This window comes from Streptomyces sp. 3-6, from assembly GCF_056323165.1.
In genome coordinates this window covers 1-13,378 of the sequence record NZ_JBWHZP010000019.1, presented here as the reverse complement: position 1 = coordinate 13,378, position 13,378 = coordinate 1, and the positions used below count along the sequence as shown (strand labels likewise).

The window sequence follows — 13,378 nt, the reverse complement described above, 5'->3', positions numbered from 1 at the left end:
TGTGAACGCGTGCACAAAGATGGTGTCCGATTTGCCCGGCCAACGTGACCGGGGTCACGCAACCGTGTCGCATTCGCGCGGAACCGGCACGTGAGCGCCGTCGCACCTTTGCTTCCGGGGGCAAAACAGCACACCTTCCTCTGTCTATCCCGCCCCCGAGACCCAGTCGCCATCAATCCTAAGCGCATCTCCCCGAACTTTGGACTGCTCGGTCAGTCGTTGAGCGCCTGACGAAGTCGGTCCTCGTCGACCCGCCAGAACGTGTGCTGCTCACCGTCGACCAGAACGACGGGAATCTGCTCCCAGTACCGCTCGTACAGGTCCCGGTCCTCGGTGATGTCCCGCTGCTCCCAGCGGACACCGAGTTCACCGCACACCTTCTCCACCACCACCTGTGCGTCGTCGCACAGGTGACAGCCCGGCTTGCGGACGAGCGTGACGAGACGGTCCTGGGGCGCCGTACGGCGGAAGAGAGGGCTCATGCGGGCCATTGTCGCGCGCCGGTTCACGACACGGACCCGTCGAGTTCACGGCGTCCGCACCGTCGTGACTCCGGAACGACCCGTCCGACTGGCTATGCTCACGCCATGGCCGCTCTTGGATGGCTCACCCCCCGTAGGCGCTCCGCCACGGCGCGGAGCGTGTTGGCAGGCGAGGCGTCGGCGGAGGCAGCCCGCAAGTCCACCCAGGACCTCGCCGAGCACGAACCCCCGTTCCCGGTGCACGGCGACGAGCGGGCCGCCGCGTTCTTCGACCTCGACAACACGGTCATGCAGGGCGCCGCCCTTTTCCACTTCGGCCGCGGCCTGTACAAGCGGAAGTTCTTCGAGACCCGTGAACTCGCGCGGTTCGCCTGGCAGCAGGCGTGGTTCCGGCTCGCCGGGGTCGAGGACCCCGAGCACATGCAGGAGGCCCGCGACTCCGCGCTCTCCATCGTGCAGGGCCACCGGGTCAGCGAACTGCAGTCCATCGGCGAGGAGATCTACGACGAGTACATGGCTGAGCGGATCTGGCCGGGCACCCGGGCCCTGGCCCAGGCGCACCTCGACGCCGGCCAGCGGGTCTGGCTCGTCACGGCCGCGCCCGTGGAGATCGCCCAGGTCATCGCCCGACGCCTGGGACTGACCGGCGCCCTGGGCACCGTCGCCGAGTCCGTCGACGGCGTGTACACCGGCAAACTGGTCGGCGAACCGCTGCACGGCCCGGCGAAGGCGGAGGCGGTCCGCGCCCTGGCCCTCGCGGAGGGCCTGGACCTCTCGCGCTGCGCCGCGTACAGCGACTCCCACAACGACATCCCGATGCTGTCCCTGGTGGGTCACCCCTACGCCATCAACCCGGACGCGAAGCTGCGCAAGCACGCCCGGGAGAAGGACTGGCGGCTGCGGGACTACCGCACGGGCCGCAAGGCGGCCAAGGTCGGCATCCCCGCCGCGGCCGGCGTGGGAGCCGTGGCGGGCGGCACCGCCGCCGCCATCGCCCTGCACCGCCGCCGCCGCTGAACGGGCACCTGGGCCGGACGGGACCCCGTGCGCGGACCCGGGGGAAGACAAAGGGGACGGAGGGGGTGTCCGCCGTACGGCGACGGGGCGGGCCCCGGCCGGCGTGCGGCCGACTCCCCGGCGGCGCCACCGCCCGCAACCCCTCGTCGCCCGCGACCGTCCACCGCCCGCGACCACCCGCCGCACGCCACGCCACCGCCTCCGCACGGCACCGCCCGCCGCTCCCGCCCCGTCCCGCGCCCCGCGCGGCTGCCGCGCGGCAGCCGCGCGGGGCGGTCAACCTGCTGACACGCCCGTTCACCGTCCCCGCGCGTGACCGGCTCGGAACGCGTTCCGCACCCCGCCCGGAGTCCCGGCCAATCCAACTGCCGTACCCCGCAACCCGCCTGTCCAGTCGCGTTGGCTGCACACGGCCACAACTCGTACCGCACCGACCGTGAACTCGAAGCCAATCGGTCAATTTTCCGTCACTTTGCGGCACGAGAAGTCACCTCAACCGGTTACCGAAGCGACGTAATCGGTGATTTGAGCAACTGGGTGTAGCAGTGCCTGTACGAAGCGTTATTCTCCTCAGACGCAAACCGGCACCTTCCCGTCGCTACGACGAGTGAAAGGTTCCGACCTGCACGTGATGGAAGCTCTGCCTCTGGGAGTCCCGTGTACCCACACGTCGGGGTTGACGCCTCGGGCCTGGCTACGCTGCGCGCAGCGGTCGCAACGGCCCGGGACACGCTGCGCGGCTTTGTCCCCCCCGCGTACGCCGTCCCCGCATTCGCCACCGCACCCGTCGGACCGTGCTACGCCCTCGCCGACGGGATCGAGCGGGGACCGGCGCGCAGCGCCGTCGTCGAGGGTCGGCGGGCCGGCGACGGACGGGCGGTCGCCCGACGGGGGCGCGCCTCGGGCTCCACCACCGTCCGCAGGCCCGCCGCGGACAGTGACAGCGCCCGGATGATGGACCTCGTCGAGCGGGCCCAGGCCGGCGAGGCCGAGGCCTTCGGGCGCCTCTACGACCAGTACAGCGACACGGTGTACCGGTACATCTACTACCGGGTGGGAGGCAAGGCGACCGCCGAGGACCTCACCAGCGAGACCTTTCTGCGCGCCCTGCGCCGCATCGGCACCTTCACCTGGCAGGGCCGCGACTTCGGCGCCTGGCTGGTGACCATCGCCCGCAACCTGGTCGCCGACCACTTCAAGTCGAGCCGTTTCCGCCTGGAGGTCACCACCGGCGAGATGCTCGACGCCAACGAGGTCGAGCGCTCCCCCGAGGACTCCGTCCTGGAATCCCTCTCCAACGCCGCCCTGCTCGACGCGGTCCGCCGGCTCAACCCCCAGCAGCAGGAGTGCGTCACGCTCCGCTTCCTCCAGGGCCTCTCGGTGGCCGAGACCGCCCGGGTGATGGGCAAGAACGAAGGCGCGATCAAGACCCTCCAGTACCGGGCCGTACGCACCCTGGCCCGGCTCCTCCCGGAAGACGCCCGCTGAGCGGAACACGCTCGGCGACAATCAACTCACGGTCAGTGAAAGTCCGTTGACTTCCTCATCCGATCCTTGTCCGTCCGTAACCGAAGTGCCGCGCCGCTCGTTGTGCGGGATGCAGGCTCCCTGTGGTCATCCCCCGGCCGACTCCGATCACCCGATCGTGTGGACGCGTCCGAGGGGTGGAACCCTCAGGACCCCCTGGGGAGTCGACCGTCATGACGAGAGGAGGTGCCGCCAGTGATCGCGAACGTATCGGCGCACCGGCGGGCGAACGCCTTCGCCCAGGCCCTGGAGGAGCAGTCCGATCGGGGCCCGGCGGCCGAGCAGTCCGAAGGACCCGCCCCGGCCCCGGCCACAGCGGAGAGCGAGCAGACCCACCTGCTCGCGCTGGCCTCCGGGCTCGGCGCGCTGCCCGTACCGGAGCTCGACCCCGAGGTCAAGGTCGTCCAACGGGCCCAGCTGGTGGCCGCGTTCGAGGCCATGCTCCAGGAAGGCACCGCCGCGGGCGAGGCGAGGGATCCGGCCGTGCCCGAACAACGCTCGCGCCGGGCCAGGGGCGCCCACCGGGCGACCCCCCTGAGCAGACTCCGGCCCCGCTCCCGGCTGGCCAAGGGCCTCACCGCGGGCGGACTCAGCGTCGGCGTGGCCGCGGGCGCCCTCGGCGGCGTGGCCGCCGCCAGCTCCGACGCCCTGCCCGGCGACTCCCTCTACGGCCTGAAGCGGGGCATCGAGGACGTCAAACTCACCCTCGCCGACGGCAACGACGAGCGCGGCCGGGTCTACCTCGACCACGCCTCCACCCGGCTCTCCGAGGCCCGCCGGCTGATGGAACGCGGACGCAGCGGCCCCCTCGACCACGAATCCCTGGGCGAGATCCGCCGCGCCCTGTCCGGGATGCGCCACGACGCCTCCGAGGGCCACCGGCTGCTGCGCGAGGCCTACCAGCGTCACCCGGACTCCCTCGCCCCGATGCAGGCCCTGTCGTCGTTCTCCCAGTCGCACCGCGCCGTCTGGGGCAACCTCCGCGAACAGCTGCCCGTGCAGCTCGGCGACGTCAGCGAGCAGGTCTCGTCGGTGTTCGACGCCATAGACGAGGACGTCGCCCCGCTCCAGTCCCTCCTCCCCCAGCCCCCGGCCCGCGAGGGCGGCGACAGCGGGCGGAAGGGCAGCGGCGGTTCGACCCCGTCAGGCCCGTCCGAGACCGGCCGGCCGCAGTCCCCCGGCACGGACCACGGAGACCCCGCCGACCAGGACGGCGCCCACAGCCAGGGCCCCAGCCGCTCCGCGGACTCCGGTTCCGAGGACGACGGCCTGCTCGGCGGCAACACCGGCGGCCTGCTCGACCCGCCGAAGGGCAGCGACACCAGCCCCTCCCTGCCGTCGACCGGCGACCTCACCCCGCCCAGCAGGCCGGACGTCACCCTCCCGCCGCTCCTGCCCGGCCTGCTCCCGGGCCTGGGCATCGACGCCGAGGACGCGGACTGACGGTCCGTCCCGCCGGACACGCACCGGGCGCGACCGGGACCCTCCACGGAGGACACCCCGGCCGCGCCCGTCCGCACGCGCGGACGGCCGCACGCGCGGACGGCCGACGAAGGCACCGCCGGTCCGGAACACCGGACCCGGCGGCCTCCCACGGGCCAACAGGCCCCGGGAGAACAGTGACGCCCTCTAGAAGAACACCGACCGGCGCTGCACCAGCAGCTTGTACAGCGTGTGCTGGATCTGCTCCCGCACCTGATCGGTCAGGTTGAACATCAGCATCGGGTCCTCCGCCGCCTCCGGCGGATAGCCGTCCGTCGGGATCGGCTCCCCGAACTGGATCGTCCACTTCGTCGGCAGCGGCACCAGCCCGAGCGGCCCCAGCCACGGGAAGGTCGGCGTCAGCGGGAAGTACGGGAAACCCAGCAGCCGCGCCACCGTCCGGGCGTTGCCGATCATCGGGTAGATCTCCTCGGCGCCCACGATGGAGCACGGAATGATCGGCGCCCCCGCCCGCAGCGCCGTGGAGACGAAACCGCCCCGGCCGAACCGCTGCAGCTTGTAGCGGTCCGCGAAGGGCTTCCCCAGGCCCTTGAACCCCTCCGGCATCACCCCGACCACCTCGCCCTGCTCCAGCAGCCGGGCCGCGTCCTCCGCGCACGCCAGGGTGTGCCCCAGCTTGCGGGCCAGCTCGTTGACCACCGGCAGCATGAACACCAGGTCCGCCGCCAGCAGCCGCAGATGACGGCCGGCCGGATGGTTGTCGTGCACGGCGACCTGCATCATCAGGCCGTCCATCGGCAGCGTCCCGGAGTGGTTGGCGACGATCAGCGCCCCGCCCTCCGACGGGATGTTCTCGACGCCCTTCACCTCGACCCGGAAGTAGTTCTCGTACACCGGCCGCAGCAGCGACATCAGGACCTGATCGGTCAGCTCCTCGTCGTAACCGAAGTCGTCGACCTCGTAGTCGCCCGTGAGCCGCCGCCGCAGGAAGGCCAGACCGCTCGCCAGCCGCTGCTCCAGGCCGCCGGAACCCCCGGCGTCGGACCCGTCCGTCCCGCCCGGCGCGGGCGGCTCCCCGGACGGTCCGGCGTCGTCGTCGGCCGGCGCGGACGCCCGGCCGGGCAGCGGCTGGACCTCCCCGACCGCGGCGGACGGCGGGCCGGAGCGCCGGCTGCCCGCGCCCCGGCGGCGCGCCGCACGCTGCCCGTCGGTCCCGCGGGAGCGGTCGTCGTCGAACGGAATGACCTTGGCGTCCGCCATCGTTGCTGCGCTCCTCAGTTGGCGCTCTGCTTCGGGGGATGACCGCTGCCCGGCAGCGGCAGCGCGGCGACCCGGTCGACGGCCTCCGCGAGCGCTTCCGGGGGAAGCAGCCCGGGGCCGCGGCTGCGCACGAAGTCCGCGAACGTCTCCGCGGTCGTGTACTTCGGCGAGAAGCCCAACGTGTCACGCATCTGGTCCGTCGCCACCACCCGGCCGTGGGTCAGCAGCCGGATCTGCTCCGGCGAGAAGTCCGACATCCCCAGCGTACGCACCAGCGAACCCGCCCACGTGACGGCGGGCAGCAGCAGCGGCACGGTCGGCCGGCCGAGCCGCCGCGCACACTGGGAGAGCAGCAGCACCCCGTCCCCGGCGATGTTGAACGTGCCGCTGTTCAACGTGCCCCGCCGCGCCTCGTGCGAGCCGATCCGCAGCACCTCGATCACGTCGTCCTCGTGCACGAACTGCAGCCGCGGGTCGTAGCCGAACACGGTCGGCAGCACCGGCAGCGAGAAGTACGAGGCGAGCGGGCTGTCCGCGGTCGGGCCCAGGATGTTGGCGAACCGCAGCACGCACACGGCGACGTCCGGACGGCGGCGCGCGAAGCCCCGCACGTACCCCTCGACCTCCACGGTGTCCTTGGCGAAGCCGCCGCTGGGCAGGGACTTGGGCGTGGTCGTCTCGGTGAACACCGCCGGGTCCCGGGGCGCGGAGCCGTAGACGTTGGTGCTCGACTTCACCACCAGGCGCGTGATGTTCGGGGACTTCTGGCAGGCACCGAGCAGCTGCATGGTGCCGATGACGTTGGTCTCCTTCAGCGACGTCCGGCCGCCGCCGGCCAGCGGCGTGCCCGTCACGTCCAGGTGGACGACCGTGTCGGCGCCCGTCTCGGCGAGCACCCGCGCGATCGTCGGCTGCCGGATGTCCGCCTGCACGAAGTCGGCGCCGCCGAGGTGGTGCTCGGGCGGGACCGCGTCCACGGCGACGACCCGCTCCACCTCCGGGTCACGCTGGATCCGCCGGACGAAACGGCCCCCCAACGGCCGGGCCACTCCGGTCACGAGCACGACCTTTCCCAAGATCCGCGCCTTCCTTCTCGCTCCGCCCTCGTCCTGACGGTCAACCTAGCGGGTCACCGTCGCTCTGGGGCGCCCGCCCGATACATGAAGTGACGACTACCCCCAAGGGGCGAACGGACCCGGCCAACCGCGCCCGGCGCCCGCCTGAGCCCGCCCATGCGCCCGCCCTGCGCCCGCCCTGCACACGGCCTCCGCGCCACCCACGGTCGTGCGCGACGGCCGCGATGGCCGCCGGTGGCAGAGGGCGCAGAGGGCGCAGAGACGGAGCAGGGGACGCAGAGACGGGGTTGGAGACGGGGCTGGAGACGCCGGGACGCGGCACGGGACGACGCACGAAAAACAGTGGCCCCCCACCGCATCGACTGCGGTGGGGGGCCACTGGTCACGCTCTCGCGCTGCCGCTCACTTCTTGTTGCGACGCTGAACGCGCGTGCGCTTGAGCAGCTTGCGGTGCTTCTTCTTGGCCATCCGCTTGCGCCGCTTCTTGATAACAGAGCCCACGACTACCCTCGCTCACTTCTCATCACTCGGTGTTTGGGCGCCATGGGCCCACACGACCTACGAGGGGCTAGCCTACCCGCCCGAGAGCTGAGGTCGTAATCGAAGGGGCGGGGAGATCCCCATGAGTGCCCTGTACGGATCTCCCCGGCCTTGCCGTCAGGCGGTGTCCACCCCCACGTAACTGTCGCGGAGGTACTCGTGAACCGCTTGCTCGGGGACGCGGAACGACCGCCCCACCCGGATCGCGGGCAGATGACCGCTGTGCACCAGCCGGTACACGGTCATCTTCGACACCCTCATCACCTTGGCGACTTCCGCCACGGTAAGGAACTGAACCTCGTTCAGAGGCCTTTCGCCAGCTGCAGCCATGACACACCTGAACCTTCCGCACTCGACGGCCACCGGCTTCCCCTTCCGGTGACTCTTCGTCGCTGCGTGCTCACTCCCCAATGTAGGGGCGGGTGATGCGAGTGGGGAAGAGGTGGACGCATCCGCGGCCTACTGTGGCAGACACGCCCGATCGAGTACGTAGCGGGCCAGTGGCAGGTAGTGACGACCCCGCACACTGTCATCAAGTGGAACGACGACCGACACGCGCCCCTCTGCCTCCCCCACGAACGGCGCCGGGTCGTTGACATCGGCCAGCGCGAGCACCTCGAACCCCAGCTGACCTGCCCCGCAGGCCCAGCCGTGATCACCGATCACCACGTCCGGAAGGGGCCCGCCGGCCTCTGCGGCGGCCGCCAGAGCGGTCCGAACCGGCAGAGGGGAGTGAGTGTGCGCGCCGGGCTCACAACCGGAGCGTTCCGGGTCGGCCGCCCGGACCAGCCCGACTCCCCGGAGGTAGTGGAGGTTGTGGGTGCGTAGACCGAACCGGGTCGTTATGTCGACACAGCGACCCTGCGCCGGGGTGAGGACGGTACATCCCGCCGCCGACAGCGCGTCTGCGAGCCCGGCGTAGAAGCCCAGCAGCCGGTCCGGGTGTCCGGTGCCGAACAGCACCGCTGAACGGCACCGGGCCACCGCCGCCAGCCGCTCCGCCCAGGCGTCCAGCGCGGCCAGCGTCCGGTCCGGGTCGATCACATCATGGCCGGAGATGCACCGCGGATCGGCCGAAACCCCGCACCTGTCCGCCATCAGCCCGATCAACTCGCGCGGTCCCCACACCCCTTCGGGCTCGATCCCGATCAGCGCGCGCGGATCCCGGGCCGCGAACAGCCGGTAACTCCGCAGGCTCTCCTCACGCGTCGTCGCCACCGCACCGGCGAGCCGGGCAGCCAGCAGATGCGCGCGCAGGTACGCGGAAGTCGGCACCCCGTGATGGTGCGCGACGGCGGGCCCGGACATCCGGGGAACCGGGAAACACCGCACAGTTGGCGTAACGGCCGCCCGCCTGACGTGACGGCCTCGCGGCCGCACGGCCTTGCGGCCGCACGGCCTTGCGGCGGGTCGGCCTCACGGTGGGAGAGCGAGGAGCGCCCACGCGTGCAGGCGCTCAGACGTGGGAGCCGCACGGTGACGGCCTCGCGGTGTAACGGCCTCGGGGCATGACACGTCGACCGCGGGGGCGGCCGACGCGGGGCGGCCGACGCAGGGACCAAGGACCGGTACAGGGACCGGTACAGGGACCGGTACAAGGACCGGAACAGGGACCGGAACAGGGAGCAGAGCAAGGCCCCGGACAAGGACCGGCGGCGGGAGGACTACGGCAGCAGGCCCCGCAGGGGGAACACGGCGCGGCGGGCGGCCCGGATCGCCTGGTCCAGACGGTCCGCCGGGTCGTAACCCGCCTCCCAGGAGGCCCACTCGACCGGCCACCGCCCGTCCGTCATCCGCTGCGGCCCCAGCTGCCGGGTCCGCGCGTACACCTCCTGACGCCAGCCCTCGGGGATCACGGTCGCCGGGTCCACCGGCCGCTCGGCCGCGATCCCCACCAGGTGCGTCCACGACCGGGGCACGACCTCGACCACCGCGTAGCCGCCCCCGCCCAGCGCGACCCACCGACCGTCGGCGTGCTCGTGCGCCAGGTCGTGGCAGGCCACCTGCACCGCCCGCTGCGCGTCCAGCGACACCGCCAGGTGCGCCAGCGGGTCCTCGAAGTGGGTGTCGGCCCCGTGCTGCGTCACCAGCACCTGCGGCCGGAAGTCCGCGATCAGCTCGGGCACCACCGCGTGGAACGCCCGCACCCACCCGGCGTCCCCCGTCCCGGCCGGCAGCGCCACGTTGACCGCGCTGCCCTCGGCCCCCTCGGCGCCCGTCTCCTCCGGCCAGCCGGTCTGCGGGAACAGGGTGCGGGGGTGCTCGTGCAGGGAGATCGTCAGCACCCGCGGGTCCTCCCAGAACGCCGCCTGCACCCCGTCCCCGTGGTGCACGTCCACGTCGACGTACGCCACCCGTTCCGCGCCCAGTTCCAGCAGCCGCGCGATGGCCAGCGAGGCGTCGTTGTAGATGCAGAAGCCGGAGGCACCGCCCGGCATCGCGTGGTGCAGCCCGCCCGCGAAGTTGACCGCATGCAGCGCCTCCCCGCGCCACACCGCCTCCGCCGCCCCCACCGACTGGCCCGCGATCAGCGCGGACACCTCGTGCATCCCGGCGAACGCGGGATCGTCGACCGTGCCCAGACCGTAGGCCGTGTCCGCCGAGCGCGGGTCGGCCGACGCGGCCTTCACCGCCGCGATGTAGTCCTCCCGGTGGACCAGGCGCAGCGTCGACTCACCGGCCGCCTTGGCGGCGACGACGTCCACCTCCCGGTCGAGTCCGAGGGCGCCCACCAGACTCCGGGTCAGCGCCAGCCGCACCGGGTCCATCGGGTGCTCCCGGCCGAAGTCATAGCCCGTTACTGCTTCGTCCCACATCAGCTGTGTGCGGCCGCTCATGCCCGCCACCGTATCGGTCCGGCCGCGGCGCGAACGACCTGGCGTACACGAGCGTCACCAGCATCAGGACCATCGGGACCAGCATCGCCCCCCGGTAGCTCCACGCGTCCCCCAGCGCTCCGACCAACGGCGACCCGATCAGGAACCCGACGTAGTTGAAGACGTTCAGCCGCGCGACGGCCGCGTCCGAAGCTCCCGGGAACAGCCGGCCCGCCGCAGCGAACGTCTGCGGCACCAGCACACACAGGCCGAGCCCGAGCAGCGTGAACCCCAGCATCCCCGCCCAGGCCCCCGGCGCCCCCGCCACCACCGCGAAGCCGCCCGCCGCCACCAGCGCCCCGGCCCGCACCACCGCCACGGCACCGAACCGCCGCACCCCGAAGTCACCGAGCGTCCGCCCCAGCAGCGTGGTGACCATGTAGACGTTGTAGGGGACGGTCGCCGTCTGCTCCGAACTGCCCAGCACGTCCTGGAGGTACTTCGCGCTCCAGTTGGAGACCGTCGAGTCCCCGATGTACGCCACCGTCATCACCAGGCACAACGGCAGCAGCATCCGGAACGCGACACCCCCGCCGGGACGGAGAGCCTCGTCGCCGCCGGCCCGGGAGACGCGACCGTGGCCCTCCGGATCCGCGTCCGCCGCCCCTGCGCCCCCGCCACCGCCGGTGACCACCCGGGCCGCCCCTCCCTCCTTGGCCGCTCCCCCGGCCCCGGAGTCCGCGTCGACGAACCAGCGGCTTCCCACCAGCGCCGCCGGCATCAGCACCAGCACCACCGGCAGGTACGACACCCACAGCGCCAGCTGCCCGTGCGCCCCCACCCACGCGAGCGACGCACCGACGATCCCGCCGAGGCTGTAGGCCGCGTGGAAACTCAGCATGATGCTGCGCCCGTACGCCCGCTGGAGACTCACGCCGAGCATGTTCATCGAGGCGTCCAGCGCGCCCACCGCCAGGCCGAAGACGGCCAGCGAGACCGCGAGGAAGGCCATGTCCCGCCCCGCGCCCACCCCCAGCAGCGCGAGCAGCACCACGGGCTGCGACCACCGCAGCACACCGCTCGGACGCACCGTCCGCACCAGCCGCTCGGTCGCCACGCTCCCGATCCCGGCTAGGACCGGCACCGCGGCGAGGAAGACCGGCAGCAGCGCGTCGGAGACCCCGTACCGGTCCTGGATCGCCGGGATGCGCGTCACGAGGAGCGCGAACGCGACCCCCTGCACGAGAAAGCTGAACGCCAGCGAGGCCCTGCCGCGCCGCAGCACATCGGTCATGGCGGCGAGCGTAGGGCCCCGGGGTACCGGTGGGTAGATCCGGCCAAAGGTGAATTGCCCTCAGCTCCGCAGGAGTTCGGGTGTGGCCGGGGGCCGGCCGGACGTCTCCGCGGCGCCGTGCCCACCGTCGACCGCCACGTCGGCGGGGAGGACGGTACGGGCGCGGCTCGGTACGTCGGCTGCACGGGGACCCTCGGACCGGGCACCCTCGGACCATGCGCCCTCCGAGCGGACGCCCTCGGACCGGGCACCCTCCGGCAGGGCGCCCTCGGACCGCGTCAACGGTCCGCAGCCCTTCACCTCCGCGGCAATCATCGCCGCCATGGGGCCCGCGCCGAGTGCCCCGCTGACCAGGAACGTGCCGCTCAACGTGACGATCATCAGCACGACTCCGAGCCACACCATGGTGTCCACGGGCACCGTGTACGCCAGCACGACCCGCACCACGCACTCCCCGAGCAGAGCCACACCCCACACCACGGAGAACCGCCACTCGGCCCGCCGGAACGCCTCCGACCCGTCCGACAGACGCGTCCAGGCGGCCTCCCGGTCCGCCCGCGCCCGGGTCAGCCACGGCTTCATCGCCGGCGTCATCATCGGCCTGCCGGCCATCACGGACGCCAGCACCCCGATGCCGATCACACTCCCGATCGCCCCGTCCTTGGCCAGCATCAGCCGGGCGTCACCGGTGACGAAGCCGGCCGCCAGGGAGGCCACGTTCACGAGGAGAACGAGGGCGGCGAAGGCGTTGAGCGACCGGTCCACCACCGCGCTCCACGCGGTCCGGACGGCAGGCAGGACACTGCTCCAGGCGAGAGCACCGACGGTGCCCATCCCGAAGCCGTTCTTCAGGAGGTAGTAGGTCCCCACCGGTACCGCCACGTCGAGGACGATCGGCAGGAAGGTCCGTCGCTTGCTGCTGGGAGTCACCGCGTTCGTCGTCATGCCACCCAGCGTCGCCGCCGGCACCCGGCCGGCAGTAGAAACGAACGTCCGCACCTCGGCATGACAATTGTCAGCACGCACCGTGCCCTCCGGTCACCCGGCAGCTCGAACGGCAGGTCACACAGCGGGACACCCGGCAGGTCACGGCATCGCTCCCCGCAGTGGATCACCCCAGCAGGTCGGGCAGTTCCCGGAGGTCGGCGAAGAGTTGCCGCGCACCCGCGAGCCTCTCGGCCGGGGTCATCGCGGTGAACCCGTACACGTCCATCCCTGCCGCCAGCGCCGCCTGGACACCCAGGGGACTGTCCTCGACGACCGCGCAGCGCTCGGGTGCCACCCCCATCCGCTCGGCCGCGTACAGGAAGAGGTCCGGTGCCGGCTTGCCCCGGCCCACGTCCTGCGAGCTGAAGACGCGCTCGCTCGTGAACCACCGGTCGAGCCCTGTCGTCCGGTGTCCGACGCGGATCCGCTCGTGGCTCCCGGAGGACGCCACACAGTACGGCACCGCATCCGCGGCCAGCTTCTCCAGGACGTCGACGACGCCGGGTACGGGCTTCAGCTCCCGCTCGAACGCCGCGAAGACCCGGCTGTGGAACACGTCGTCGAAGTCGTCCGGCAGCCGCCGTCCCGTCCGTTCCTCGACGAGGTCGTGCACCCGGTGCATGGCGGAGCCCATGTAGTCACGGATGGAGTCCTCGTACGTGGTGGGGTGCCCGAGCTCGGTGAGATATCCGGCCAGCAACCGGTTCGAGATCGGCTCACTGTCGACGAGGACACCGTCGTTGTCGAAGATGACGAGGTCATAGCGCATGCCTCGACCCTAAACGCAGAAAACCCCGCACCGGAATGGTGCGGGGTTCTCCCACTAATTGTTCGGCGGCGTCCTACTCTCCCACAGGGTCCCCCCTGCAGTACCATCGGCGCTGTAAGGCTTAGCTTCCGGGTTCGGAATGTAACCGGGCGTTTCCCCTACGCTAT

Annotated in this window: 13 protein-coding genes and 1 rRNA gene; 3 read left to right on the top strand and 11 right to left on the bottom strand. The window is 71.9% G+C overall.

Features of this window, described 5'->3' with window-relative positions:
- Positions 1-212 precede the first annotated feature (212 nt).
- Positions 213-482, bottom strand: a complete 270-nt coding sequence (locus tag AC02VZ_RS21975) for a glutaredoxin family protein (RefSeq protein WP_432058708.1) — start codon at positions 480-482, stop codon at positions 213-215.
- A gap of 105 nt (positions 483-587) precedes the next feature.
- Here AC02VZ_RS21975 and AC02VZ_RS21970 point away from each other — a divergent pair, with 105 nt between their 5' ends.
- The 3 genes from AC02VZ_RS21970 to AC02VZ_RS21960 all read left to right on the top strand — a co-directional run bounded on the left by AC02VZ_RS21970 (position 588) and on the right by AC02VZ_RS21960 (position 4,469).
- Positions 588-1,499: an HAD family hydrolase gene (locus AC02VZ_RS21970; RefSeq protein ID WP_362090277.1), complete on the top strand. Its 912-nt coding sequence runs from the start codon at positions 588-590 to the stop codon at positions 1,497-1,499.
- Positions 1,500-2,156: 657 nt separating this feature from the next.
- The gene (locus AC02VZ_RS21965) at positions 2,157-2,987 is read left to right on the top strand and encodes an ECF subfamily RNA polymerase sigma factor, BldN family (protein ID WP_432058872.1); all 831 of its coding nucleotides are present in this window, start codon (positions 2,157-2,159) and stop codon (positions 2,985-2,987) included.
- Positions 2,988-3,221: 234 nt separating this feature from the next.
- Positions 3,222-4,469, top strand: coding sequence for a DUF5667 domain-containing protein (locus AC02VZ_RS21960; protein WP_432058871.1), 1,248 nt, complete (start codon positions 3,222-3,224; stop codon positions 4,467-4,469).
- A 186-nt stretch (positions 4,470-4,655) separates the two neighbouring features.
- On the opposite strand, the gene AC02VZ_RS21955 is transcribed toward AC02VZ_RS21960, so the two are convergent.
- From AC02VZ_RS21955 to rrf, 10 genes are all read right to left on the bottom strand, one after another.
- Positions 4,656-5,729, bottom strand: coding sequence for a lysophospholipid acyltransferase family protein (locus AC02VZ_RS21955; protein WP_432058870.1), 1,074 nt, complete (start codon positions 5,727-5,729; stop codon positions 4,656-4,658).
- A 14-nt stretch (positions 5,730-5,743) separates the two neighbouring features.
- Positions 5,744-6,805: an NAD-dependent epimerase/dehydratase family protein gene (locus AC02VZ_RS21950; RefSeq protein WP_432058869.1), complete on the bottom strand. Its 1,062-nt coding sequence runs from the start codon at positions 6,803-6,805 to the stop codon at positions 5,744-5,746.
- A 402-nt stretch (positions 6,806-7,207) separates the two neighbouring features.
- On the bottom strand, positions 7,208-7,306 hold the full coding sequence (locus tag AC02VZ_RS21945) for a 30S ribosomal protein bS22 (protein ID WP_003948845.1): 99 nt from the start codon (positions 7,304-7,306) through the stop codon (positions 7,208-7,210).
- Between the two features lie 156 nt (positions 7,307-7,462).
- Positions 7,463-7,675, bottom strand: coding sequence for a helix-turn-helix domain-containing protein (locus tag AC02VZ_RS21940; RefSeq protein WP_432058868.1), 213 nt, complete (start codon positions 7,673-7,675; stop codon positions 7,463-7,465).
- 129 nt (positions 7,676-7,804) lie between these two features.
- Entirely contained in the window at positions 7,805-8,653 is an 849-nt protein-coding gene (locus AC02VZ_RS21935; protein ID WP_476476193.1) for a phosphatase, read from the bottom strand.
- A gap of 356 nt (positions 8,654-9,009) precedes the next feature.
- Positions 9,010-10,182, bottom strand: coding sequence for an acetoin utilization protein AcuC (locus AC02VZ_RS21930; protein WP_432058866.1), 1,173 nt, complete (start codon positions 10,180-10,182; stop codon positions 9,010-9,012).
- Positions 10,133-11,455, bottom strand: a complete 1,323-nt coding sequence (locus tag AC02VZ_RS21925) for an MFS transporter (protein WP_432058865.1) — start codon at positions 11,453-11,455, stop codon at positions 10,133-10,135. Before AC02VZ_RS21925 ends, AC02VZ_RS21930 begins: the two co-directional genes overlap by 50 nt.
- A gap of 60 nt (positions 11,456-11,515) precedes the next feature.
- Positions 11,516-12,400: a VC0807 family protein gene (locus AC02VZ_RS21920; protein ID WP_476476192.1), complete on the bottom strand. Its 885-nt coding sequence runs from the start codon at positions 12,398-12,400 to the stop codon at positions 11,516-11,518.
- 166 nt (positions 12,401-12,566) lie between these two features.
- On the bottom strand, positions 12,567-13,211 hold the full coding sequence (locus tag AC02VZ_RS21915; protein ID WP_432058863.1) for an HAD family hydrolase: 645 nt from the start codon (positions 13,209-13,211) through the stop codon (positions 12,567-12,569).
- 60 nt (positions 13,212-13,271) lie between these two features.
- Positions 13,272-13,378, bottom strand: a 5S ribosomal RNA gene (rrf, locus tag AC02VZ_RS21910); the annotation flags it as partial.

What these genes read in the sequence shown, in the direction of transcription:
- AC02VZ_RS21920 (WP_476476192.1), bottom strand. Translation starts at nt 12,400, where the DNA reads ATGACGACGAACGCGGTGACTCCCAGCAGCAAGCGACGGACCTTCCTG.
- AC02VZ_RS21940 (WP_432058868.1), bottom strand. Translation starts at nt 7,675, where the DNA reads ATGGCTGCAGCTGGCGAAAGGCCTCTGAACGAGGTTCAGTTCCTTACC.
- AC02VZ_RS21935 (WP_476476193.1), bottom strand. Translation starts at nt 8,653, where the DNA reads ATGTCCGGGCCCGCCGTCGCGCACCATCACGGGGTGCCGACTTCCGCG.
- AC02VZ_RS21915 (WP_432058863.1), bottom strand. Translation starts at nt 13,211, where the DNA reads ATGCGCTATGACCTCGTCATCTTCGACAACGACGGTGTCCTCGTCGAC.
- AC02VZ_RS21930 (WP_432058866.1), bottom strand. Translation starts at nt 10,182, where the DNA reads ATGAGCGGCCGCACACAGCTGATGTGGGACGAAGCAGTAACGGGCTAT.
- AC02VZ_RS21970 (WP_362090277.1), top strand. Translation starts at nt 588, where the DNA reads ATGGCCGCTCTTGGATGGCTCACCCCCCGTAGGCGCTCCGCCACGGCG.
- AC02VZ_RS21925 (WP_432058865.1), bottom strand. Translation starts at nt 11,455, where the DNA reads ATGACCGATGTGCTGCGGCGCGGCAGGGCCTCGCTGGCGTTCAGCTTT.
- AC02VZ_RS21955 (WP_432058870.1), bottom strand. Translation starts at nt 5,729, where the DNA reads ATGGCGGACGCCAAGGTCATTCCGTTCGACGACGACCGCTCCCGCGGG.
- AC02VZ_RS21975 (WP_432058708.1), bottom strand. Translation starts at nt 482, where the DNA reads ATGAGCCCTCTCTTCCGCCGTACGGCGCCCCAGGACCGTCTCGTCACG.